Origin of the sequence: Alloscardovia criceti DSM 17774 (assembly GCF_000376885.1) — a bacterium.
Lineage (GTDB): Bacteria > Actinomycetota > Actinomycetes > Actinomycetales > Bifidobacteriaceae > Alloscardovia > Alloscardovia criceti.
Genome location: NZ_AQXR01000011.1, coordinates 66,754 through 91,865 on the forward strand (window position 1 = coordinate 66,754; position 25,112 = coordinate 91,865).

Here is a 25,112-nt window from a genome sequence, read left to right on the forward strand (position 1 = left end):
TACGGTCGGAGTTCTGAAGAATTCACCGTCATAACACAGAACCCAGCACGGATGTTCGGGCTTATGCCCACCTGTGCCGGATAAGGAGAACAAAATGCCAAGACCAAAGAAGGGTCCACGTTTGGCTTCGAGCCCAGCTCACGAGCGTCTTATGCTCGCGAACATGGCTACAAGCTTGTTCCAAAATGGTCGTATTACGACAACTTTGCCAAAGGCAAAGCGTTTGCGCCCACTTGCTGAGCGTCTCATCACTCTCGCAAAGCGTGGTGATTTGCACTCTCGCCGTCGCGTGATGCGCGTAATCCGCAACAAGTCTGTGGTACACGCACTTTTCACCGTGATTGCAGAGCAGATGGAACAGCGTGAAGGTGGCTACACCCGCATTATCAAGATCGCTCCACGTCAGGGCGATAATGCAGCAATGGCAGTAATCGAGCTCGTAACCGAGCCAGTTTCCCCAAAGCAGGCAACTGTGAAGGAAGCTGAAGCTGCTGTTAAGGTTGCTGAAGACAAGGCTGAGGAAACAGTAGAAACTCCAGCTGAAGCTCCAGTAGCTGAAGAAGCTGCAACTGAGGAAGCAGCAGAGTAGTTCTTACTCTTTTGTTACTTTGAAAGGCCCGAGGTTCGTCCTCGGGCCTTTTTGTATGTGTGGTCTTGTGCCGTGCAGACAAAACCATGCTTTTCGCCGCGTACGCGGTTTTGCGTAGAATATGACATATGCGTTTACGAATTGATCTGGCTTATGACGGTACCGATTTCCATGGGTGGGCTCGTCAAAGCAATCAACGTACCGTGCAAGGGGAGATTGAAGCCGTACTGTGCAAGATTTTGAGGCTGGATCCGGATGCTGTGCAGTTGGTGGTGGCCGGTCGCACCGATGCGGGGGTGCATGCCAGTGGGCAAGTCTGCCACATTGATGTGGACGATGATGCGCTGGAGAAGGTGATTGGGCATATGCAGGGTGTGAGCGCTGTGGAAGCCTTGTATAGGCGTGTGGTACGCATGGTACCATCGGATATTTCAATATTTTCAATTACTGAGGCGCCGGCCGGATTTGATGCACGCTTTTCTGCTTCCGATCGTGTGTATGTGTACCGAGTGGCGGATAGGGGCGCACATCGCGACCCGCGTTTGAGGAATATGGTGCTGCGCGTGGATGAGGAGCTGGATGTGGCTGCAATGAATGCTGCCGCAGAAGCGACAATTGGTTTGCATGATTTTGGTTCGTTTGCTTTGCCGAATCCGGGTGGTACCACCATTCGTGAGGTGAAATTTGCCGGATGGCAAAGAGTGCCATCGTACGCATTAACGCCGGCGCATGTCTATGGTGGTGGGGCAGAGCAGCTACAGACTCAGGCTATCGGCGCAGATCCGCAAAGTGTGGAGTCTGCGTATGAGATTGAGGTAGCAGAGTCCGGCTTGCTGACCTTTACCATCATCGCCGATGCTTTTGCGCGCAATATGGTGCGTTCACTCGTGGGTGCGTGCATTGCGGTGGGGCGCGGCAAAAAAACCGTGGAATGGTTTAAGGATAAGGTATCCAAACCTGCACGTGAGGGGCTAACAGGTCCTGCGCCGTCTTGTGGATTAACGCTTGAGCGAGTGAATTATCCCAGCGATGATTTGCTGGAAGAGCGAGCGCAGGCTATCCGTGCCGTGCGGACGTTGGAGTAGCTGAGAAATCTACTTCTTTTTCGGTTTAAACAAATCAATAAGCAAATCAACAATGCTAAATGTGGTGCGGTGATAGATACGATTCTTGATGCTGCGTTTTGGATCATGAAGAAGTCCCATACCTTTCCTACCGTAGAAAGGATTGATAGCTCGTTTTACCTGTCTTTTCAATCTGCCAGTTGTTCGAGCTTTGAAACTTTTCTTAAAGCTGGGCTTCCTTGGTCCAATGCGCATAACTACCTCTGAACTATTGAATTATCTTTATTTTGCTGGACACAGGATTAGAGTGAGGGTTTGTCTATATGAGCACATCTAGTTCTGCGTAGCTGACTCCCAATCTAGTTCATTCAGAGTAAGACGCGCGGTTTTGGTGTGTAGAATTTGCCCGACATTATGAGGTAATTAGAGTTTTTCTTGGGATTATGGCATACTTAATAAGTTGTCTTTAACTTCCGGAAGTTAATTTAACTCAATGGCGTTAAAACAATATGGATGATTGTCCGAGCGGTCGAAGGAGCACGACTCGAAATCGTGTGAGGCTAAACACCTCCAAGGGTTCAAATCCCTTATCATCCGCCCTATGCCCTTTCCGAACATTCGGGGAGGGCTTTATATGTTTGGCGAGGCTTTTGAGGCGATCGCTGTATTCTAGTACGGTATCCCAATCGGTAGGATATTAAACAGCTTCAATGTACGGTGAAGCGCAACAATTGCCGATAAACTTAACCCAGTAATGCTTCATATGTGAATCATACTGACAAGCATGCTGCGATACAGATAAACTGCTTCAGTCAAAACGTTGTATATAACGATTTACGTGCAAAGTTAAGGTACGATTCTACGGCGAATTGAGAGAGGATCGCGAAATATTTACTTCTTTGATCAAATTAGACGTTCTAACGCTCGTTTGTTGATACCTCAATCAGTTTCGTGATGTGCGCGATTACCTACAGGTAAAATGATGATTGTACATCATCGAGGGGTGCACCAAATGCCAGCAACTGTAGATCCATTATCGCAACAGCTCATTGATTTGTTGATGAAAGCAGGGTATGAAGCAGAGGGAGAGCTAATTGAGGAGATCGTTCAAGACGGTGAATGGGCTGTTGCACAATGTATTGCGATTGGCTATATAAATCGGTTGAATATTCCAATATCTCGTAATCTTGTTGTGGATGTCTTGGATGTCGCGGAGCAAGAGGACGATGCAGAGGCTATTGAGGATTGTCACTTTTTAGAAAGAACATTGTAAAATTGGTTGCACAATTTACCTATGAGGATATCGTTGACATTTATGATAAAATCTTGACCAAGCATGGATACGACAAAGAAGTGCAAGAGATGCGTTGGTCTGCTGATGCTGGTGAAACAGCAATAGCTATCGGCACGGGGGTATTTTATGCAGATTTGTACAATTTAACGGTGCCCAATGAAATCGTGGAACAAACGCTTAAAATTGCCCTAAATTGGGAAGATGACGATGCAATAGAAGCTTGTAGATCGTTACAAGCAAAATCAGCTTAGTATGCTACTTACATGATTTCCAGAGTTGCCGGGTTTACTTCGGTAGGTGAATGAATTAGATGAGGAAAAAAATCAGTGAGAGGACACGAAAGCTAATAACTATTCTTGAAGACAGTGGTCATCACGAAGCGGCGCAGGATATTCTTGAAGATGAATTAGCTGGAGAAGGGTCGATAGCGCAATACGGTGGCATATTTTATGTATGCAAATTTGGACTCGATGTTCCGCACAATATTATTGATGAGGTCCTTTATCTTGCGGAGCAGGATGAGAATGAACAGGCTATTGAGGACTGTCAGTATCTACTACAACGTATTTCTTGAATTCACTATATTTTATTCGCTCAAGTAAGGTAGCGTGTGCTATGGATTAGCGTTGGGAGAAGGCAATAATGGTGGGTTTTCTTATAAGAGCGGTAGAGGAAGTTGCATTTTTCATAGAGAAAGAAGGACTTCCGACAGAGGCAGATGATATTAGAATTACTGCTGATTGTGATTCTGAAGTTCTCGCTTTATTTATGGCGATACAAGTTTTGCGTGAGCACGATTTAACGTATCGCAAAAGTTTTGTCGCATGGATATATGAGATGGCAGTGGATAACGATGAAGAAGAAATCGCTGAAGACTGTCAGTACCTATTACAAAAAACAGTGTAGAAGCATCCCAAAGTTTTCTGAAAGATTATTTGGATACTCGTTCTTGACATGGTTTGAGGGAAAATGAATGCATTTGTTTCTAAGGAAAAAGAAGTAATCGATTTCTATATTGCTACTCTACGTTCTCACGGTTTCCCTGAGGAAGCTGAAGAGGCTGAATATGCCTATTATAAGGCTAAAAATTCAAACACAGGGCGAATAGAGTGGGGATACAAAGGAGGGCATTCGAACGGGTATGGATGGATTGCAGACAGGCCTGTTTTCCCTCCCCATTGGAACGCACAAGACATTCTCAACGTACGGAGCAGGTTATTCGTAATAATACAGGCAATGGCAGCAAAGTAGTCAAGGGATTCTATCATAACGTGAAGATGCGAGTATCTACATCCAAGGGTAGAATTACTAGTATATATCCAGAAGGGAGGCAAGAATGATAAGCTTTCTTAAACAAGATGTACACGATATAGTGTCGTTCCTTGAACAAGAGGGGCTGACAGAAGAAGCGGACGACGTAGATGTGACTGCAGACTGTGATTCGGAAATTCTTGCCTTGTTCATAGCTGTTCACATTTTGCGTATTAATAATTTATCTTATGACAAAAACCTGCTCAAACGTGTGTACGACATGGCAGTAGACGACGAATATGAAGAAGCCATAGAAGACTGCCAATATCTTCTGCAGAAGGCAGTTTAGCATCGCCCATTTTTACTGGACCATCCATATTGGATGGTCCTTTTGTGTTAGGAGGAAGTGTATGCGTCGTGATATGGATCATGTGCGTCATATTCTCAGGATTGTTGCTCAGTCTTCGGGTGCTGTGGATGCGCGTGTTTTGGTTGATTCGTCTCATGATTTTAGGATGGCTGTGTATCATGTGGATTTGCTTATTCAAGCAGGACTGGTCAAGGGGACGATTGTGCGGGATATGAGTGGGGATATTCTTGACGCGTTTATTAAGTCGTTGACGTGGAAGGGTAATGATTTTCTCGATGAGGTTGAAAAGTGGGGATGAATCCAGTCAGCAGATAGCATGAATTATGAGGAAATGCCGAATTTAGTATTCGGTTAGACATTCCATGGGTGGGAACCGTTGGGGTTTGAAGAGTTCGATTCTTTTCATTGTTGCGTTTTAACCCCGATTAGCCGCAGGGCTGTCGGGGTATTTTCATGCCCGCAGGGGCGAAATAGTAAAGGAGTTGCCACTATGACAGACGAACAAGTCACTACTACTGAAATTATAGAGCCGGCTTCTACAGAGAATGCAGAGTCTACGCCGCAGGGAGCAGACACTGATTCTACTGATTGGAAGGCTATGGCTCGTAAATGGGAGGACCGTGCGAAAAAGTCGGATAAGGAGCTGTCTGTGCTGAAAAAGCATAGTGAATCCTCGGACAAGAGTGTGCAGTCTTTAACGAGCGAGAATCAGGAGCTGAAAAACCAGCTCAATAAGATTGTCTTATGCGGAAAACTTGGGTTTGGAGTAACCTAACGTTCCTGTTGTATTTTGAAAAACAACCTCCGAGAAGTTGTATAGTATTAAAAACTTATTGCATAGTTCTAGATGCTGAGGGAAAACGAAGCACATAAAAATTCACCATCAGATAAATAACCCCATATCGGAATACTCAATTTCTGCACAGTGTTGGATATAGCGAAAACACTTATACATACTTCTGAAAGCTGTGATGCCTCGACATTGAATGCTTTATAGAGAGCAGTGCTGTGAGAATGCCGATACAGAGAAGGGGTTGCATATTATGGACGAACATGCACACAAAAATATGCATGATATGGAAATGAATCATGAGATGCACGGGATGGAGGAGATGGATCATTCCGAGCATACTCATATGGATCACGACGTGCACGATATGGACACAGCGGATCACTCGAAGCGGATGAATCATTCAGAAATGAGCCATGCTGAGCATTCGCACCACATGCATATGAACCACGCAGACCATGGCATGAACGGTATGGCTCACATGAGCCACTCCAGCCACGACATGCACGACATGGGTCACATGGACCATTCCATGCACATGGGAAACTTTAAGCAGAAATTCTGGCTGTCACTGGTGCTGGCTATTCCTATTATTATTCTTTCCCCGATGATGGGCATGGAGCTGCCGTTCCAATTCACCTTCCCAGGCTCTAACTGGGTAGTGCTCATTGTGGCAACTATTCTCTTCTTCTACGGCGGTCAGCCATTCTTATCGGGCGCCAAGATGGAATTGACGCAGAAGCGCCCTGCCATGATGACGCTGATTGCTATGGGCATTTCGGTGTCCTATATTTACAGTCTCTATGCGTTCGTGGTCAATAATTTCTTCCACGGTCATGTGATGGACTTCTTCTGGGAACTCGCTACATTAATCGTCATTATGCTGCTCGGACACTGGATTGAAATGAGCGCCGTGTCTAATGCAAGTGATGCGTTGCACAAGCTGGCAGAGCTCTTACCAGATGAGGTGACGCGCATTCGTGAGGATGGCAGCGAGGAAAAGGTTTCTCTGCAATCTGTACAAGCCGGCGATCTTCTCGTTGTACGTGCAGGTGACAAAATGCCGGCTGATGGCGTAATTGAGCAGGGTTCGTCCATCGTCGACGAATCAGCGATTACGGGTGAATCTCGCGGTGTCACCAAGAATGCCGGCGATAAGGTTATCGGCGGTTCGGTAAACGGCGATGGTACGATGCAGATCCGCGTAACGGGCACAGGCGAAAACGGTTACCTGGCTCAGGTCATGGATATGGTACGCCGCGCCCAGGCCGAAAAGTCCAGACTGGAAACATTGTCCGACAAGGTAGCGCAGTGGTTGTTCTACGTTGCGCTCGCTGTGGGTGTACTGGCGTTTATCGTGTGGATCTTTGCGGACGATGTGCCAACGGCTTTGGAACGCATGGTGACCGTTTTTATTATCGCCTGCCCTCACGCATTAGGCTTGGCCATTCCACTGGTTGTGGCACGTTCCACTTCCATCGCTGCGCGCAACGGTTTGTTGCTAAAGAATCGCAACGCTTTGGAAAATGCGCATAATATTGACACGATTTTGTTGGATAAGACAGGCACATTAACTCAAGGCACCTTCGCAGTCACCGGCGTAGAAGTGGTGCATGATGCCGACCATACAATCGACCGCACGGAGTTGCTCAAGTATATTGGCGCGCTAGAATCCACAGCAAATCATCCGATTGCCGTGGGCGTGATGAAGTACATTCACAGCGAAGGAATTGAACCTTATACCTCGACCGATTCCAAGAATCTCGCAGGTGTGGGCTTGCAAGGCACTGTCAACGGTAAGCAGGTGCAGATAGTCAATGCCAAAGAACTGCATCGGCTAAATCTGCACGTGGAGACGAGCGCAACGTCCACGTATGTGGATGAGGGCAATACGATGAGCTTCGTACTCATCGATGGCCAATTGGTTGGTTTCATGGCGTTAGGTGATAAGGTCAAGCCAGAAGCTCGGAAGTTTATTGCATCACTCAAGGAAATGGGCATTACACCGGTGATGCTGACAGGCGATAACGAGGAGGCCGCTGCCGGTGTGGCGCATTACTTGGGCATTGACCAGTATCACGCAGCCCTTTTGCCAGAAGGCAAGGAAGGCATCGTGGCATCGCTGACCAGCCAAGGAAAGCGCGTGGCCATGGTGGGCGATGGTATCAATGATGCGCCAAGCTTGGCTCGAGCTACAATTGGCATTGCCATCGGCGCTGGTACGGATGTGGCCATCGAATCCGCAGACGTTGTGCTGACGGAAAGTAATCCGGACGATATCGTGCGTTTCCTCGATCTAGCGAAGCAAACGCGCCGCAAGATGGTGCAAAATCTGTGGTGGGGAGCAGGCTACAATCTGATTGCCATCCCATTAGCAGCTGGTATTTTGGCGCCCATCGGTTTCATCCTCAGCCCGGCAGTGGGTGCAATTTTGATGTCGCTGAGCACGGTGATTGTGGCTATTAACGCTATGACCTTGCACATTAAGAAGTAACGCGCATAACGACAAAGGCGACCTGAGCGGATGCTTGGGTCGTCTTTTTATTCCTCAAATCCGTTATACCAGCTCGAACCATACAATCGAGTTGTTATTCCGACATCGGTGGATTCACGGATAATCATCGGACATTCCACCGAAATTGTGCCCTGATAAGGCTTCCCATGAAGGGCTTGGAACAAATAATCGGCAGCCGTTTTGCCCACCAGTTGAATATTATTGTCAAAAGTCGTCAGCGTCGGATGTGTGCCTGTGCTGTACACTTCCCAATTATCATGCCCAAGGACGGCGATGTCGCCAGGCACTGTTTTACCGTGATGCATAAGCCCTATGATCATGCCGCGTGCAATTTCATCACTCAGACAGTAGATTGCATCCACTTCAGGATGGTCGGCAAGGAGCAGTCCGGCCGCGCGCTCGCCCCATTCCTCACTCCAGCGGTCATTAATAATGCGTATAGGCTGCAATCCATAGAGTGAAAATGCTGATTGTGCCCCCGTGATGCGATCTTTCGCCGCTTGATAATTCTCGCCACCGCCGACGATGGCAATGGCGGACCGTCCTATGCCAATCAGATATTCGATAGCTTGACGTCCGGCGCCTACATTATCGCATACGATGCTGCAGTCGTTAGCGTCCGTGGAAGGAGCATAGGCATACACAGTGGGAAGGCCTCCGAGAATCCGAGGATCGATGGGCGGGCGCGGGTTAGTGGAATCGCCGACGACGATTAATCCGTCAATTCCGCGTGAAGTGAGCTGTGCAATATGCTGTTTTTCCAGCTCATAGGATTTATGCGAGCTCATGAGCAGAGCCGTGTGATGCGCGGCACCCAAAGCCTCCTCAACACCGGTGAGCAGCGGCAAGGCGAAACGGCCATTGAGATCCGAGGTAATCAGACCAACCAGCCCCGTACGGTCCGAAGTCTGAGAAGTTCGTTTCGTCGTATATCCCAGTTTCTCGGCATTAAGTTGCACAATCCTGCGCGTTTGCGCACTAATGCGACCCGTACCATTCAGGGCTTTAGACGCAGTGCTAACGGAAACATGCGAAATCTCCGCTAACTGAGCAAGGGTTGGGCGCTGTGACATACATATAATTGTATGAAAAGGATCACAAAGAATTCTGTTCATGCGCAAAACTGGGAAAATTTTCCCAACCGATGGTTCTGAAAATTCGATAAAATCTTTTTTCTTACACTCGAGTATGCACGCACAGCAATGTGCTGAATGTCACTATCAATGAGGAAAGGACAAGAATGCATGCACGAGTTTCGGTGACATCGCCATTTTGGAAGCGCTACCGTGAAAATGTCGCCACAGAAGTTATCCCCTATCAGTGGGCTGTTATCAATGATGAGCAACGCATTGATATTCCGCTAGATCCATCCGGTGTAGAGGTCGAGGCCTTATCTCACGAGTGGAGTCACGCAGTGCGCAATTTACGCGTGGCGGCTGGCGATGAGCAGGCCGATTTTAATGGTATGGTTTTCCAAGATTCGGACGTATACAAATGGCTGGAAGAAGCCGCATATGTGCTGAATTACTCGGATAATCCGGCACTGCGTAAAACTTGTGATGAGCTAATAGATCTCATTGCCCGAGCGCAGGATACAGATGGCTATTTAGACACACCGTTCCAGATCCGTTCGGGATCGTATGCGAAACGACCTCGTTTTAGCCAAATTCAGCAAAGCCACGAAATGTATGTGATGGGGCATTACATCGAAGCCGGTGTGGCGTATTTCGAAGTCACCGGCAACGAACAAGCCTTGCAGATTGCACGAAAAATGGCAGACTGCCTCGATGGACATTTTGGTGCGGATGACGGCAAAATCCACGGCTCAGACGGGCATCCGGAAATCGAACTCGCGCTCGCACGCCTGTACGATGCCACACGGGAAGAACGCTATCTGAAGCTTGCAGAATTCTTTATTACGGTGCGCGGGCAGGATCCTACATTTTATGACAAACAAAATGAGGCTGCACGCACGGCTGGAGCAACGCCGATTTTCCCTCAAATGCTGGGATGGAGTCATGAATACACACAAACGGCTCGACCAATTCAGCAGCAGCAAACCGCCGAAGGTCATGCCGTGCGCGTGGCGTATTTGCTGACCGGCGTGGCACATGTGGCGCAACTGACTCACGATGAGGGATTGCGGCAGGCTGCGGAGCGCTTGTGGTCAAATATTGTGCATCGTCGCATGTATATCACTGGTGGTGTGGGCTCCACACATGTGGGCGAGGCCTTCACCTATGACTACGATTTGCCTAACGACACCATGTATGGTGAATCCTGCGCATCCGTAGGCATGAGTTTCTTTGCGCGGCGCATGCTAGAGCTGTCCTTGAGCGAAGGAGCGCCTAAGGGAGAATACGCGGACGTGCTGGAGAAGGAAATCTTCAATGGTGCGATTTCTGGCATAGCCTTGGATGGTAAGCACTTCTACTATGTCAATCCTTTGGAGGCAGACCCTCAAGCATCCGAACATAACCCAGACCGTGCACACGTGCTGATGCATCGCGCTTCTTGGTTTGGCTGTGCCTGCTGCCCAGCCAATATTGCACGCTTCATCGCATCCATCGATCAGTATTTATATACGGTAAACGCAGAAACGCGCACGATTGCGGCGCATCAGTTCATCGCAAATAATGCAGAATTCTTTGAGGGCGTGCACGTGGAGCAGGAGTCGAATTTCCCTTGGGAGGGCGATATCCGATTCCGTGTGACCGTGCCGGAGGGTGCGGATGCAGTGAACTTCCTCGTACGCATCCCACAATGGTCAGCTGCGCAGTATGCGCTGGTCTGCGATGGTGAGGATGTAACTGCTTCCGTTGCCGTGAAGGACGGCTTTGTGGGTTTTGTACTGGGCGCTGGTGAGCATACGCTTGAGCTGAGCCTCGACATGTCTGTGCGCTATATGCGCTCTACCTCTCACATCCGTCATGATGCGGGTAAGATTGCCGTCATGCGCGGGCCTGTGGTGTATTGCGCAGAAGAAAGCGATAATGCTGCGCCGCTGTGGAATTACCGCATCGCACGGGGGAGTGTGGGTGAAGCGGTGGCTTCGTATCACGCCGACGAGCTCAACGGTATTGAACGAATCGAACTTCCTGCTGTAAAGCGAGCCGAGGATGCCCAGGGTTCTTCCTTATATATGGATGCCAGTAGCGCTTCTGAAGACAAGCCGGCAACCCTCAAGATGATTCCATACTATGCATGGGCGAATCGAGAGATTGGGCAGATGCAAGTGTGGTTTGATAGCGATTTTTAGGATTTGCGAGCTGTTCGGTGCTGATATTTCTACTTTAGACGTGTTAGGCTATACACAATAAATCATTGCGATGAAGCAAGGAGAACTATGGAAAAGCGAGAAGCCGCTCGACTGGGCACAGCCATTTCGGAAATCGGTTTAGGTACTTGGCAGCTGGGTACGGATTGGGGCGATGTCAGCCCTGAGCAAGCAAACGAAGTCCTTGAAACGGCTGTACAGCAGGGCATTAATTTCATCGATACCGCAGACGTTTATGGTGATGGTAGGAGCGAAAAATTCATTGGTGAATTCCGCCAGCGCCATCTCGAGGACAATCTTTTCATTGCCACCAAAATGGGGCGTCGGTCACCTCAGGTTTTCGAAGAGTACACGCAAGAGCATTTCCTCGCATGGAACGACCGCTCACGTGCAAATTTGCAAATGGATACTTTGGACCTCGTGCAATTACACTGCCCGCCAACCGATGTTATTACCGCTCAGCGCACATACGATTATCTGGACACTATGGTGGATGAAGGACGCATCGCACGCTACGGTGTGAGCGTGGAAACATGCGAGCAGGCTCTGCTTGCCATGGAGCGTGACAATGTCGCTTCCGTACAGATTATCCTCAATATCTTCCGCAGAAAACCACTTGAAGAGGTATTGCCACGCGCACTTGAAACCGGCACAGCCATCATCGTGCGTGTGCCGCTCGCCTCCGGACTGCTGAGCGGAAAGTATACAAAAGACACCACCTTCGCCCTGACAGATCATCGAAACTACAACCGCCACGGCGAACATTTCGATGTGGGTGAAACCTTCGCTGGTGTGCCTTTTGAGGTGGGCGTAGAAGCGGCACAAGAATTTAGCGCTCTCGCAGCCAAATTCGTGCCAGATGCAACGCCGGCGCAGGCGGCACTACGTTGGATTTTGCAACAACCGGGCGTCACCACCGTCATTCCAGGCGGACGCAATGTGTCTCAAGTGACGGGAAACGCGGGAGCGGCCGCGCTCGCTGAGCTACCGCAGGAACTCATGGATGCGCTCGAAGACTTGTATGATTCGCGCATTCGTGAGCATGTGCATGATAGGTGGTAGAAGAATTAAACCGAATTGTATAAAACGTTAGATTCAGTATTATACTAAAATTGCTAATTCACAGTAAGGGCGGACTCGTTAGCCGACCTGAATTCTAGCAAGTTCTATGCGGGATTCCGCATAGTTCATCTGCAGGGGAGGCTCGACCTCCCCGTTTTGTTAATTGTGAGTCTTACCAGATATGAAGAAAAATAGGAACAATACATGTAGCATTAGCGTGCTAATAGAATATGCCTGAGTATGCTCCTGAAATGTCAAATTATGCCGGTCGATGAGGGTGTCGCATTTCTTATGCCCGTCTGCCCAGTTTGTTCGTATGAGGCAAGTCAGTGTGGCAAGATTTCTAGGATGGAGTGGATGTGTTTTATTCATCTGCAACGTACTGATAGTGATTGTGGACGCTTATTTATGCATAACTGCATCAATAGTGTTGCGATGCTCCGGGTGTCAGAAAGCATCATCAAGGCTATAAGCAACATTTTAGTCCCAATACGTCACTTTGCGTCGATGTTTCATCCCGATTGGGTTTTCTGAGTGGGACTGGTCAGACACTTCGCATTATTCTTACATCATTTTTATATGAGGGAAACAGCATTCCTCTTGATTGCGACTAGAATATGAACATATTAACGATTTCCTGAGGGGGTTTGCTTCGGTTATATTCGCTTAGACACACACATTGGTGACGAATTTTCTCGGCTAAACGATAAGGGTTGTATAAAACTCAAGTGTCTTAAAGATACCAGTAGCTCCATGCGGTACTCCTTGTCTAGGATACCAGTTATGAATTTCGATATGATTTGAAGAGTTATATTTTTTGACTTTTTTAAAATGCCCATTATTATATAAATATGAAAAGAATGAGAATAGGTATTGATGTCGGTCTCTCAGGGATTGGATTATCCACAATCGAAGTTAACTCCGTTGGACAGCCAGTTCGTATATTAAATATGCAAAGTTTTTATTCACGATGGCGGTGTAGATCCGAATAACAACAAAAACGGTAATACGAGAAAACTTGTTTCGGGTATTGCCCGGAGGACTAGGAAAATGCGGAGACGCAGGCGTGCTCGTTTAGTGAAGCTCGATAAGTATCTGCTTAGTCTCGGTTTCCCTCTTGTAGAATATGGTGACGAAACTTTTGAACCATGGGTCGCTCGTGCTGAACTTGCTGATGGATTCATTGCAGATGAAAACCTTCGTATCCGTAAGCTTTCTATAGCTTTTAGACATATTGCTCGTCATCGTGGCTGGATGAATCCGTATAAGTCAATACAATCTTTGTATGGTATTAGTTCCGAGAATCTATCTGAGCAGTATGAGGAAATGTGCGCTCACCTTGGGTTTAAGAAAGCGGATGGATTAACGCCTGCTCAAGTTGTTGCAGAGTACTTGAATGAAAATGAAAATAAGCCTGCACCCAGATTAAGAAAAAGTACAAAACACACAGATAGGTTTGCACTCTTTCCTCAGAGGTTGATGCAAGAGGACAATGCATATGAGGTGGAGTATATCTGCAAACAACAAGGAATTGATGAAAAAACTACCCGAGAAATTATAAATAAAATATTTTATGCGATTTCACCGCGCGGCTCTGCAACTGATTCAGTTGGTAATGATGTGCTCACTGGAGAGGCGCGTGCATTAAAGGCTTCTCTAGCTTTCCAGAAATTCCGCATTGCATCTGCAATAGCGAATCTCAGCCTTCATATCAACGGTGTCGAGCGTCCGTTAAGTATAAAGGAAAAGCAGATTGCGTACGATGTTCTAACAGATACTGATACAAAAAATCGTCCGGGCTGGGCGGATGTAGCGCAACAATTGGGTGTAAATCGTAGGGATATTAAGGGGATTGGTGGGATTCAAGATGGCGAAGATCGTGTTTCTAACAGAGCTCCTGTGATTGAAACTTATTACGCACTTCTTGATTCCGATGGTGGTCTTAAAAAACTCGTGAAAAAAGTAATTCTTCCTTGGTGGGACAATTCAAAGGAAGACGATAAAGAGGCACTTATTGAAATACTTGGAAATACACTCGATATTGAATCCGCGAGAGACGATATCAAATATTTATCAGCATTTGATCTCATTGACTCATTCGATGACAACGAACTTGCTCTGCTAGATAACATTAAGCTGCCCACGGGTAGAGCTGCTTACTCAGTGCGAGCGTGCTATGAGCTAACGGAGCAAATATTGACTACATCAGATAACTTGCACGAGGCACGTAAAAATGTCTATGGTGTCACAGACAACTGGCGTCCGCCTCAGGCATCAATTGGGGAACCTGTGGGTAATCCCTCAGTAGATCGTGTCCTGAAAATTGTTAATCGATATATGCTTAACACAACAAAACGATGGGGCAAGCCCTTATCTGTAAATATTGAACACGTGCGAGAAGGTTTTAGATCCGAAAAAGTAGCACGCATGTACCAGCATGATACAGAGCAAAAAGCTAAATATAGGCAGTCGATTTTCAATACTATGAAGACTGAAAATCCATCTGTTGACAGATATCAAGATTCTCAGATTAAGCGTTGGGAGGCAGTACAGCGTCAGGGATGCAAGTGTTTATATTGTGGAAAGACAATCACATATTCTACTTGTGAGCTGGATCATATCGTCCCCCGAAAAGGTGTTGGTGCGGATAATAAGAGGACTAACCTTGCAGCGGTTTGTGCGGACTGTAACAGAAGTAAATCAAATATTCTATTCTCTAAGTGGTGTCATAGTACGTATGCAATGGATCGTGGTATATCTGTCGAAGCTGCTGTAGACCGTGCCGAGTCTTTCATATTCCCAACAGGAATATATAGCAAGAAAGCAAGTGCAAATTTTATTGGTGCAGTTAAGAATCGACTGCAGCAGGAAACTGAAGATGATGCTCCTGATAATCGATCCATTGAGTCCGTAGCATGGATGGCAGACGAACTCAGAAAGCGGATAGATTGGTATTACAATTCTGAGCATTACACTTCGCATAAGCCAAAGAACGATAACAAACAAGTAAAAATCGGTGTATTTCCAGGTAAAGTCACTGCTTTAGCACGCAGGTTATCTGGAATTGAGAAAGAGATTCATTTTGCCGGTCCTCGTGGAAAAACGCGTCTAGATCGACGTCACCATGCAGTGGATGCTGCAGTCATATCGATGATGAGTCGTGAAATTGCGGTAATTCTCAATGAAAAAAACGAATTGAGGATAGCGCAAATGTATGTTTCTCATCCGGAAAAACTTGGTCAACCATTTTGGAAAGATTACCCATTAGATATAGGTAGGTCATTGCAATTTCGTAAGTGGATTGACAAAATGAAGGACTTGCAGGTCCTGGTAAACGATGCTATGGATCACGATAGGGTTAGTGTTTTACGTGATTATAGATTGAGGTTCGGAAATTCCAAGGCTCACAAGGATACAATACACAAGCTTGTAAGAATGCGTTTGGGAGATAGATTGAGTGCTGAGTTAATTAACAAGGCCTCTACGCCTGCATTGTACATGGCATTAACTCGTTGCGATGATTATGATGCTGAAACAGGACTTCCAGAGAACAAGTCGCGCAAAATCGTAGTTAATGGGCAACATTTCTCTGCGAATGATGTAGTGTTCTTCTTCGACGATGATGCTGCACAGCTAATTATCAATGGTGGGTCGGTAGAGCTTGGTGATGGTTTCCATCATGTGCGCATTTATAAGTGTCCAAAGTTCAACTCGGCTGGTAAACAAATTGGTGTGTTTTATGGAATGATTCGCGTTTTCACAGTTGATTTGCGTCATAATAGTAGCGATGACTTACTTTCTGTTGAGTTGCCGCCACAGTCATTAAGTATGCGGTACGCTGAACCTCGAACTGTAGCGGCTGTACTTAGCGGTAAGGCTGAGTTTGTGGGGCATCTGTTCATTAGCGATGAAATTCGTTTGGATTTGGATACATCCACGTATAAGGGTCAGGTCGCAGAATTTGCTGAAATTATGAGAAAGATTTCCAAGCCGGAGATTTATAGTACCTGGGTCGTCGATGGTTTCAAAAGCCCATCCCGATTTAGACTAAGGCCATCGTATCTCGCCTCGGAAGGGATTGAAAAATTACCAGAGGAGCAGAGAACTATGTTGGATAAGTTTTTCAAAGATGGTTGGACTCCATCTGTCGATATCGTTTCCAAGTTCAAGCCGGTTGTCATTCGACGAAACGGTCTAGGTGAGCCTCGCTGGAAGTCGAAGGCCGGGCTGCCAGTATCCTACCGATGGTGTGACTAAGAAGGTGTGAAATGCAAAGTGCGTGGCGCATCGTGGACTGTACTGAGCTGAAAGGCTCACTGAGATATGAACGTGGTCAGCTTCTTGTTTGTGACTCAGTAAAAGGCATGTCCGCTGGTGTGCCACTTACTGATGTCGCCGTGCTTTTGATAGGTCTGCATTGCTCGTGCTCTGCAGGCCTTCTGCATCAGTGTTCAGAATACGGTGTCTCGGTCATGATCTGTGATTGGAGAGGGATACCTATTTCGGCTATGCATCCGTGGTCTGTGATTAATACACGCATAAATATGCGTTATCGTGCTCAGATTGAGCAAACTATTCCCCGTCAGAAAAATTTATGGGGCAAAATAATTCAGTCCAAAATCCGAGGTCAGGCAGCTGTGCTGGATCAGTTAGGTATTGATGGTGGCGGTCATTTACGCGGTCTTGCCTCTGAAGTTCGTTCAGGCGATTTAACCAATATTGAAGGCAGAGCGGCTCGAGATTACTGGAAAGCATTATTTGCCTGTGATACAGATTTTCACAGAATTCCAGGAGAAGGAGATACCAGAAATGGGCAGTTAGATTATGCATACACAATTCTTCGAGGATTTACTATAAAGGCTGTGATTTCGGCAGGTTTGTGCCCGTGTTTAGGTATTCATCATCACAATGGAGGAAATTACTTCTGTTTGGCCGATGATTTAATCGAAGTATTTCGACCCTCGGTTGATTTCATGGTGTCACAGCTTTCGGAAACTGATTCGTTAATTGACAAAGAAGTCAAGCAATATTTGGTTCAGAGTATCAATAGACAATTCAATGGAGAAGGTCTAACGATACCGAGCAAAATTAACGATTTCAGTCAGCAATATGCTCTCTATGTGGAGAAGAAGATAGATAAAATAGTCATCCCGCAATACATGAAGGATTAACATGAAAGTCGATGAGGACAGTGGGGGAATGTGGTGCTTAGTAATGTTTGATCTGCCGGTCCAAACTAAACGCGAACGACACGACGCTGTGGTTTTTAGAAATTTGCTCTTGGACATGGGATACTGCATGATTCAATTTTCGGTTTACGCTCGATACACACCAACTGCAGACGGTAATCGTACAACGGTCATCAAAGTTAAAGAAAATCTTCCTCCTAATGGAAAAGTAAGAATTTTGCATATAACTGATAAACAGTGGTCAAAATCCCTTCGTTTTTGCAATTTGAAGGAGGAAGCAAACAACGAAACGCCTGACACACTTATGCTTTTTTGAACGTTAAAGTGCTTGAAAAGGTTTAAATCTACCTCTTTGATCGGATTGCTCCATTTTATCAAAGAGGTAGAAAGCTAATTCACAGCACATCGAGCGCTTTTTGATGTGGGGATTGCCATTTTATCAAAGAGGTAGAAAGCTAATTCACAGCTCATCGCTGCCATCACCTTCCTCGTCATCCATTTTATCAAAGAGGTAGAAAGCTAATTCACAGCAAGATTTTAAACGCCTCTTAGACGTGCCCCATTTTATCAAAGAGGTAGAAAGCTAATTCACAGCTTCACGGACGCATGGAGCGGGCTCGTGGCCATTTTATCAAAGAGGTAGAAAGCTAATTCACAGCCACCGTACATCCACAGTCAACGAACACGCCATTTTATCAAAGAGGTAGAAAGCTAATTCACAGCTGTCTGCTGTACGTATGGTAGCCGTGTGCCATTTTATCAAAGAGGTAGAAAGCTAATTCACAGCTGAGGAGGAAAGCGTAATCCGCTTTCGACCATTTTATCAAAGAGGTAGAAAGCTAATTCACAGCCACAATAGCAAATATGATTGTCGTATGTCCATTTTATCAAAGAGGTAGAAAGCTAATTCACAGCAATCACACCCGAATAGCCCTCCACAGGACCATTTTATCAAAGAGGTAGAAAGCTAATTCACAGCATTCCATGGAGTATCCTGATAGCCTGTCCCATTTTATCAAAGAGGTAGAAAGCTAATTCACAGCCTGGGCACGGTATAATCCGCAACTACTTCCATTTTATCAAAGAGGTAGAAAGCTAATTCACAGCGCCGTGAAACAGTATCTAGCGCAAGTGACCATTTTATCAAAGAGGTAGAAAGCTAATTCACAGCTTCGTCAACGAATCCTTGTGGAATGCAACCATTTTATCAAAGAGGTAGAAAGCTAATTCACAGCTTCTGTCACGGTTTTGACGAGCGCATTACCATTTTATCAAAGAGGTAGAAAGCTAATTCACAGCTATTATATAAATTAGAATGATAATCGTATGTTACCAAAGGAATGCTAATACTACAATAATATTTTGTATTACCGCTAATTTCTTTTGAATCTGACTTTGAGTTCTGATTGAACTCTTTTTCGTTTCGTTTAACGAATAATTGGTCAGATTGTGCCGAATTCAAGCGAAATTATCTGTGACTAATGCAACGCTATGGGCCTACCGAGTATGAGAGTATAAAAACGCATTTTTCAAGTCATTGGTCCATACAGAACGAAAAGAGTAATGTATATGTATAGAAAACGGGTGATATCCTGACATTGGCTAGTTAAGCAGGGTATAGTTATTTGACCTAGAACAACCCTTTAAAAGCCGAGTACCCATCATCCACCATGACGGTGGTACCATTCACAGCAACCGCTTCCTCCAGCGAGAGTAAATAAATCACATTCGCCACTTCTTCAGGGGAGATGATGCGGTCGCCGCGCATGTGGAAAGTCGCTCCAAGTTTGACGGTGTCATCGTCGACCATGGCGGTCTTTACCCAGCCGGGAGCTACAGAAAAGACGCGCACGCCTTGAGGGGAGAGTTCTCGGGCGAGGGCCTGTGTAAACATTTTCACGCCGCCCTTGGAAGCGTGATAGCCGATAGTTTCCGAGTTAGCGATGAAACCGCAGATGGATCCAACGTTGATGATGACGCCCGCATGCTGTCCGACCATGACTTTTGCCACAGACTGAGCCATATTGATGCTACCCATGAGGTTGATGTTGATGGTGTTTGCGATGTCAGAAAGATCTGCGTCTAGGAAGGATGTGCGGCGGCCGGTCACGCCTGCTACGTTCGCAAGTACATCAATGCTGTCATAGGTATCCAAGGTGGTCTGCACTGCTGCGCGGCAATCTTCCACGTTTGCTACATTGCAGTGCACTGCAATGACAGGGCCGAGAGGGGAGAGTTCTGCAAGTGCAGCTTCGACTACTTCTGTGCGATCCACACTTGCTGCGACTACGCTATAGCCTTTTGACAAATACTTTTTAGCTACGGCAAGTCCGATACCGCTGGTGCCACCCGTAACCAATGCAACTTTAGACATAAAAACTCCTTTGTTTGAAAGAATGCATGGTTATTATACAACGCGCTTGAATGGGCATCGCTCTGGATAAAAAATGAGAACGGCTAGAGATTTATCCCTAGCCGTTCTCAATATGTACCAATGTCAATCTAATATACGCCTATGGCAATGGTTCTGAGAGTGTTCAGCGTGCCTTCACAACCACTGTCTAAAACGAAGAACAACTTTGTGCTTGGAGCGCTCACTACCCCCCACTATTATATATACCATATTTGTGTACACGTTTACAAAATAGCCAATGTGCACTGTATAGTTGCGCGAGTCCTCACATAAAATGAAGCACGCCAACTCCTCTCGGATGAAGCAAACGAAAGAAATCAGCGTTTCCACTTCAGTTACGTCATAAGCGCCTAAAACTTAAACCCATGCAGCGCCTTTACAAAATGCGGATCGAAATGATCCACAATCTCGCTGTGTCCCAAGTCCATGGTTGCAATTTGTGCCATGTCCTCATCGCTTAGCTCGAAGTCAAACACATCGAAGTTGGCTTGGATACGCTCTTCATGCACAGACTTTGGGATGACCACCACGCCACGCTGGATATTCCAACGCAAGGCCACCTGAGCTGCACTCTTTCCATACTTGGCGCCAATCGACGTCAAAATCGGATTGTTGAAGAAGTCACGATGTCCCTCATCGAATGGGCCCCATGCTTCGGGCACGATGTCGTAGACGTTCATGGTGTCGATGTTGCGCTGCTGCTGGAAGAATGGGTGGATTTCCACCTGGTTAATCATTGGCTTAATCTCGAAAGTTTCCGCCAAATCAGCGATCACATGTGGGTAGCAGTTTGCCATGCCGATAGCGCGTAATTTGCCATCCTTGTACAGCTTCTCTAAAGCCTTCCATGCGTTGATATAATCGCCCATTGGCTGGTGGAGGAGCATCAAATCGATGTAATCCACGCCTAGACGTTCCAGCGAGCGCTCTGTCGCGGCCAATGCGCCATCGTAAGAAAAGTCCTGAATCCACAGCTTGGTGGTGATGAAAATATCCTTACGTGGGATGCCGCTTTCCTTGATGGCTTCGCCCACAGCAGCCTCGTTCATATATGCCTGCGCAGTGTCAATGAGGCGATAACCCGTGCGCAGCGCGGTCAAAACCGCTTGCTTGGCATCCTCATGCTCAGGAATTTGATACACACCAAATCCGAGCATTGGCATTTTAACGCCGTTATAAAGTTCTCTAAATTCCATGTTTTGCATTCCTTCCGGTAGCCTTCAATAGTTCTTCAATTAATCGTTTGCATGCACATCGAAAGCGTTGATAAGCATGTCTGCCACGCCCGGTGCGTCGTGATCAAACGCTGGCTTGCCCTTATCCAAAGCGCGGATAGCATCCATCTCGGATTCGCTCAGCTCGAAGTCGAAGATATCCATATTGCTACGCATGCGTTCCACCTTCGTAGACTTAGGGAATACGATGGCACCTTCCTGAATCTCAAAGCGCAAAACTACCTGTCCTGCATTCTTGCCGTGAGACTGAGCAATCTTAGTAATCACGGCATTACTTAAAAGCTCAGCATTACCCTGACCCAATGGAGCCCAGCCTTCCAAAGCTACATTTGCAGCATCCATGCGCGTACGCAGTTCTTTTTGCTGGAAGTATGGATTAAATTCCACCTGATTGACCGAAGGCATAGTCTCGAACGATGGGATGAAATGATCCCAAATCTTAGGAGTCATATTGCTCACGCCGATGGAGCGGATCTTGCTCGCAGCCTTCGCATCTTTCATAGCCTTCCAGGCGCCTGGTACATCGCCATAAGGCTGGTGGATCAAATACAGATCCATATAGTCCATATCAAGCTTGCGCAAAGAAGTCTCGATAGCCTTGGTAGCCGGTTCGTAGCCGTAGTCCTGCAACCACAGCTTGCTGGTGATAAACAGATCCTTGCGGTCGATGCCGCTATCGCGCACAGCCTTGCCCACCTCTTGCTCGTTGAAATATGCCACGGCGGTATCGATGTGGCGAATGCCCAAATCCAATGCCTCGCGCACAGCCTTATAGGTGCTGCCGTCTGCTGGAATAAGATAAGTACCGAAGCCGTACACGGGGATGTTTACGCCGTCATTCAAGGTTTTTGTAGGAATAGTAGTCATGTGTGTTCCTTAAATAGTGAATTGATTAATGTTTGGGGGAAAGCATATAAGGGGCAAGCATCGGGTGCAGAAATAGTGCACAGAATTCTTGCGTGCGATCGGTGAAGCTGTATGCGCCATCGGACATGTCCCAGCACAGCATCTGGCCATAAATCACATCCATTAACGTGTGTGCCAGAATTTTGACCGGAGTGGAGGGTTCTAGTTCGCCGCGTTCAACGCCATCTTGGATGAGTTCGGCGGTGGAGTGGATGTCGAAAGCGAGCTTATTGCGGTCCGCTTCATTTTCCACAAGATTTGGATCCACGGTGTTGCGCACCCATTCTTGGCAGAGCTTTAACCCACTGCCTTCAATACTGCGCGCGTAACCCACAAGGAAAAAAGTCATGCGTGCTTCAAAATCGCCCGCATAGGCGAGAGCATCGTCGAGTACTTGTTGGTAGGTGTCGTGGCTCAGTGCATACACAATATCCTCTTTACGCTTGAAATAGGTGTAAAACGTGCCATTAGCTACACCGCTTTTCTGCGTAATTTCAGCGATGGACGTATTTGCCAAGCCTTTTTCATTGATAATTTCTTTTGCGGCCGCAATAATCTTGCGTCGCGTTTCTTGAGCGGCTAACTGTCGTTTATTCATGTCATCACCTCCGTTCGTAATCTAACTGTACCACATTCATTGAATCATATTCAATGAATTATGCTCAATGAAAATTTGAGTATAAAAAACTCTGCACAAAAAGAGTACAGAGACTGGAAAATTGCCGGAATTTAGGAATGTTAGAGGCGTTTGAGCCATACGCCACTTTTGACGCGCCATAAAAACAGACTGCCACAAATCCACCATTGGATGACGCAGGCGAGCCAGTAGCCATTAATGCCCATCAAAGGGCAGAAGATTACGGATAAAGGCACGCGAATAGCCCAAATCGTGCCGGCGTTAAATAAGCTCGAGGCAAAGGTGTCACCCGCGCCGCGCAGGGCAGCGGAGGAGACGATTGATGCAGCAAAGAACGGCTCGGCAATCATACCAATGCGCAGCGCAGTCCCACCCATGTCTTGAATCGCCAGGTCAGGGGAGAGCAGGCCAATCATTTGAGGTGCAAAGATAAAAAGCACCACAGCGCCAGCTGTCATGGTGAGCATGCCGAGACCTATGGAAAGCCATGCAAAACGACGCGCCATGCGTTTTTGATGAGCGCCAATGGATTGCCCCACGATAGCGGTAGCCGCCGTGCCGATACCAAAACCAGGCTGATAGCAAATGCTTTCCGCAGTGACGGCAAAGGAGTTTGCTGCAATAGCCGTCGTGCCCAAAGGTGCAATAATCTTCGTACTCATGACCTGAGCACTATTGGTGACCGCATTTTCGATGGCCACTGGTGTGCCAATGCGCAGAGCCGTCATCAGCGTGCTGCGTCGAAAACGTACGCGCTCCCCAGTACGCAGTCGAAGCAAATCATTGTGCGTAAACATGTACCACAGATAAATCAGCGCACCTACCAGCTCTGCTAAACCTGTACCAGCCGCAGCGCCAGCCACGCCCATATTCGCGCCGAACCAAGGAATGCTCAGGCCGAAAAACGTGTACGTGGTCGGCGGAAAAATAAGCCAAGAATTAAACAGCACATCGCATAAACACATGACGACGCTGACAAAACCGGGTAGCTTCATATTGCCAGAGCTTTGGACCATGGTGCTGCCCATGGTTGTCACCTGCAAAGCAAAAATGGAGATTCCAAAAATGCTCAGATACTCGGTGGCACCTTGGCGAATCTCCGGCGCACCACCCAGCCATGTCGGTAGCACAAAAGACAGACTTACGATGACCGCGCATAAAAAGGCAGAAAACACAGCACCGATGATAAAGCCCTGCTTCATGATATTGCGCGCTTCTTTGTCATTTTGAGAACCGAAACGCTGAGCCATTTGCACGCTAAATCCCGCAGTCAGCGCAGCGCACAAACCTTGGAAAAGCCACGTCACAGGCGAAATAAGCCCAATGGACGCGGAGGCCTGTGTACTCAGATGTCCCACCATGGCTGCATCGATATACTGCATGACAATGTAGGAAAACTGTGCTGCAATCGTAGGCAACGACAGCAAAACGACCAGTAAAATACTGCGGCGAATCGATAGTGCATTGCCATTTTGGAGCTGATGTAAAAGCTCGGCAGAGGTGGGAATCTTCTTTCTCATTATGCGCTCATGCTAGCACACTACGAGGGATAGAATGCTTCCTAGCAGGCGCGGCACTGGACGGAAGCTAGATGAGAAACTGCTGAGCAGAAAACTGCGTTGTCCACACGTTAGATTGAACGCAGGGTTTGCCTTTGCGATGTGCACGTCGTGGTTTCACCGCCCAGATGTATAGGGGCAACGCGTTTAATGCATATTCATGTGCGGCGACTCCACAGGAGGTCCCTCATATGGCGCACGAATAGAAGAGACGCCATGCTCGAGTAGCCGACCTAAAAGTCGAGCTGCGTCTTCCATGGGTATCTGCTTGCCAGACATCACCCAACGACGCCAAACGTTTACGGAGGAATACACGACGAAGGTGTTAATCAATTCCTGCTCGGCTTCGGAGAAATTGCGATACGGATTGTACAGACTGCGGCTATGCCGAGTTGTACCCGTAATGATGGTATCGGCAAAAGTTCTGTAGTGTGGATTGATAAAAATCCGCTCGATATCTTCCGTGGACGAATAAAAACGGAACATATTCAGCGATAAATCGTAGTAATTAAACGGCTGAGGCAGCGCATCTAAAGATTTTGCAAAGTCAGAAACGAGTTCTTCGATGCGGGCTTCGTACAACTCTTCCACACTCGAATAATGCAAATAAAAGGTTTTGCGATGAATGCCCGCATGCTGCGCAATAGAAGAAACAGTAATCTCATCGGGAGAATGATGCGCAGACAATGCATAAAAGGCGCGCTGAATGGCATAATGCGTGCGCATCCACCGCTCTGAATGGTCGTGTTCCGTATTATGCGTTACCACTCGTCCTCAATTCTCTGGGTCTTTACCGCACTAGCGTTCTGCACCCCTTACGCGGTATAGCTCAGCGAAACGAAGCATGTCTCGCAAGCCGCCGATGTACCTATACGCGCTGTGCAAGCACGGCCCTTGTACGTACTGTATCCCGGGTGCTTCCAATGTATCCAATTATAGCCAAAATGTGGCATTGCCACAG

General features: G+C 47.1%; 23 protein-coding genes, 1 tRNA gene and 1 CRISPR repeat array. Of the genes, 17 read left to right on the top strand and 7 right to left on the bottom strand.

Features of this window, described 5'->3' with window-relative positions:
* Positions 1 to 94 precede the first annotated feature (94 nt).
* The 12 genes from rplQ to D570_RS0105825 all read left to right on the top strand — a co-directional run bounded on the left by rplQ (position 95) and on the right by D570_RS0105825 (position 7,852).
* Positions 95 to 589, top strand: a complete 495-nt coding sequence (gene rplQ / locus D570_RS0105765) for a 50S ribosomal protein L17 (protein WP_018143442.1) — start codon at positions 95 to 97, stop codon at positions 587 to 589.
* Between the two features lie 128 nt (positions 590 to 717).
* Positions 718 to 1,674, top strand: coding sequence for a tRNA pseudouridine synthase A (locus D570_RS0105770; RefSeq protein ID WP_018143443.1), 957 nt, complete (start codon positions 718 to 720; stop codon positions 1,672 to 1,674).
* Positions 1,675 to 2,164: 490 nt separating this feature from the next.
* Positions 2,165 to 2,250: transfer RNA gene (locus D570_RS0105780), tRNA-Ser, on the top strand.
* Positions 2,251 to 2,665: 415 nt separating this feature from the next.
* Positions 2,666 to 2,926: a hypothetical protein gene (locus D570_RS0105785; protein ID WP_018143445.1), complete on the top strand. Its 261-nt coding sequence runs from the start codon at positions 2,666 to 2,668 to the stop codon at positions 2,924 to 2,926.
* A gap of 2 nt (positions 2,927 to 2,928) precedes the next feature.
* Positions 2,929 to 3,198, top strand: coding sequence for a hypothetical protein (locus D570_RS0105790; RefSeq protein ID WP_018143446.1), 270 nt, complete (start codon positions 2,929 to 2,931; stop codon positions 3,196 to 3,198).
* A 59-nt stretch (positions 3,199 to 3,257) separates the two neighbouring features.
* Positions 3,258 to 3,521, top strand: coding sequence for a hypothetical protein (locus D570_RS0105795; RefSeq protein WP_018143447.1), 264 nt, complete (start codon positions 3,258 to 3,260; stop codon positions 3,519 to 3,521).
* A 68-nt stretch (positions 3,522 to 3,589) separates the two neighbouring features.
* Positions 3,590 to 3,853, top strand: a complete 264-nt coding sequence (locus D570_RS0105800) for a hypothetical protein (RefSeq protein WP_018143448.1) — start codon at positions 3,590 to 3,592, stop codon at positions 3,851 to 3,853.
* 63 nt (positions 3,854 to 3,916) lie between these two features.
* Positions 3,917 to 4,198, top strand: coding sequence for a hypothetical protein (locus D570_RS0105805; RefSeq protein ID WP_018143449.1), 282 nt, complete (start codon positions 3,917 to 3,919; stop codon positions 4,196 to 4,198).
* A gap of 85 nt (positions 4,199 to 4,283) precedes the next feature.
* Entirely contained in the window at positions 4,284 to 4,547 is a 264-nt protein-coding gene (locus D570_RS0105810; protein ID WP_018143450.1) for a hypothetical protein, read from the top strand.
* 61 nt (positions 4,548 to 4,608) lie between these two features.
* Entirely contained in the window at positions 4,609 to 4,866 is a 258-nt protein-coding gene (locus tag D570_RS0105815) for a DUF2513 domain-containing protein (RefSeq protein WP_018143451.1), read from the top strand.
* A gap of 192 nt (positions 4,867 to 5,058) precedes the next feature.
* Complete coding sequence (locus D570_RS0105820) at positions 5,059 to 5,343, top strand: hypothetical protein (protein ID WP_018143452.1); 285 nt, start codon at positions 5,059 to 5,061, stop codon at positions 5,341 to 5,343.
* 268 nt (positions 5,344 to 5,611) lie between these two features.
* Positions 5,612 to 7,852 (top strand): copper-translocating P-type ATPase, encoded by a 2,241-nt coding sequence (locus D570_RS0105825; protein ID WP_018143453.1) that lies wholly within the window; start codon positions 5,612 to 5,614, stop codon positions 7,850 to 7,852.
* 47 nt (positions 7,853 to 7,899) lie between these two features.
* On the opposite strand, the gene D570_RS0105830 is transcribed toward D570_RS0105825, so the two are convergent.
* On the bottom strand, positions 7,900 to 8,946 hold the full coding sequence (locus D570_RS0105830; protein ID WP_018143454.1) for a LacI family DNA-binding transcriptional regulator: 1,047 nt from the start codon (positions 8,944 to 8,946) through the stop codon (positions 7,900 to 7,902).
* A gap of 167 nt (positions 8,947 to 9,113) precedes the next feature.
* Here D570_RS0105830 and D570_RS0105835 point away from each other — a divergent pair, with 167 nt between their 5' ends.
* The 5 genes from D570_RS0105835 (at position 9,114) to cas2 (ending at position 17,717) form a co-directional block, all read left to right on the top strand.
* Positions 9,114 to 11,132 (top strand): glycoside hydrolase family 127 protein, encoded by a 2,019-nt coding sequence (locus tag D570_RS0105835; protein WP_018143455.1) that lies wholly within the window; start codon positions 9,114 to 9,116, stop codon positions 11,130 to 11,132.
* 87 nt (positions 11,133 to 11,219) lie between these two features.
* Entirely contained in the window at positions 11,220 to 12,212 is a 993-nt protein-coding gene (locus tag D570_RS0105840) for an aldo/keto reductase (protein WP_018143456.1), read from the top strand.
* 1,029 nt (positions 12,213 to 13,241) lie between these two features.
* Positions 13,242 to 16,469, top strand: coding sequence for a type II CRISPR RNA-guided endonuclease Cas9 (gene cas9 / locus D570_RS08910; RefSeq protein ID WP_407636343.1), 3,228 nt, complete (start codon positions 13,242 to 13,244; stop codon positions 16,467 to 16,469).
* Between the two features lie 11 nt (positions 16,470 to 16,480).
* A complete protein-coding gene (gene cas1 / locus D570_RS0105850) occupies positions 16,481 to 17,383 on the top strand; it encodes a type II CRISPR-associated endonuclease Cas1 (RefSeq protein WP_018143458.1) in 903 nt (300 codons plus the stop codon).
* 1 nt (position 17,384) lies between these two features.
* Positions 17,385 to 17,717, top strand: coding sequence for a CRISPR-associated endonuclease Cas2 (cas2, locus tag D570_RS0105855; protein ID WP_018143459.1), 333 nt, complete (start codon positions 17,385 to 17,387; stop codon positions 17,715 to 17,717).
* A 50-nt stretch (positions 17,718 to 17,767) separates the two neighbouring features.
* Positions 17,768 to 18,700: a CRISPR direct-repeat array (repeat unit 36 nt; unit sequence CCATTTTATCAAAGAGGTAGAAAGCTAATTCACAGC).
* A gap of 331 nt (positions 18,701 to 19,031) precedes the next feature.
* On the opposite strand, the gene D570_RS0105860 is transcribed toward cas2, so the two are convergent.
* The 6 genes from D570_RS0105860 to D570_RS0105885 all read right to left on the bottom strand — a co-directional run bounded on the left by D570_RS0105860 (position 19,032) and on the right by D570_RS0105885 (position 24,919).
* Positions 19,032 to 19,775 (bottom strand): SDR family NAD(P)-dependent oxidoreductase, encoded by a 744-nt coding sequence (locus D570_RS0105860; protein WP_018143460.1) that lies wholly within the window; start codon positions 19,773 to 19,775, stop codon positions 19,032 to 19,034.
* A 389-nt stretch (positions 19,776 to 20,164) separates the two neighbouring features.
* Positions 20,165 to 21,010, bottom strand: coding sequence for an aldo/keto reductase (locus D570_RS0105865; protein WP_018143461.1), 846 nt, complete (start codon positions 21,008 to 21,010; stop codon positions 20,165 to 20,167).
* A gap of 39 nt (positions 21,011 to 21,049) precedes the next feature.
* A complete protein-coding gene (locus D570_RS0105870) occupies positions 21,050 to 21,916 on the bottom strand; it encodes an aldo/keto reductase (RefSeq protein WP_018143462.1) in 867 nt (288 codons plus the stop codon).
* Between the two features lie 25 nt (positions 21,917 to 21,941).
* Positions 21,942 to 22,553 carry a TetR/AcrR family transcriptional regulator gene (locus tag D570_RS0105875; protein ID WP_018143463.1) on the bottom strand — a complete coding sequence of 204 codons (612 nt, stop codon included), beginning with the start codon at positions 22,551 to 22,553 and terminating at the stop codon, positions 21,942 to 21,944.
* A 140-nt stretch (positions 22,554 to 22,693) separates the two neighbouring features.
* Positions 22,694 to 24,112 (bottom strand): MATE family efflux transporter, encoded by a 1,419-nt coding sequence (locus D570_RS0105880; protein WP_018143464.1) that lies wholly within the window; start codon positions 24,110 to 24,112, stop codon positions 22,694 to 22,696.
* A 186-nt stretch (positions 24,113 to 24,298) separates the two neighbouring features.
* On the bottom strand, positions 24,299 to 24,919 hold the full coding sequence (locus D570_RS0105885) for a TetR/AcrR family transcriptional regulator (protein ID WP_156812257.1): 621 nt from the start codon (positions 24,917 to 24,919) through the stop codon (positions 24,299 to 24,301).
* Between the last annotated feature and the right edge of the window lie 193 nt (positions 24,920 to 25,112).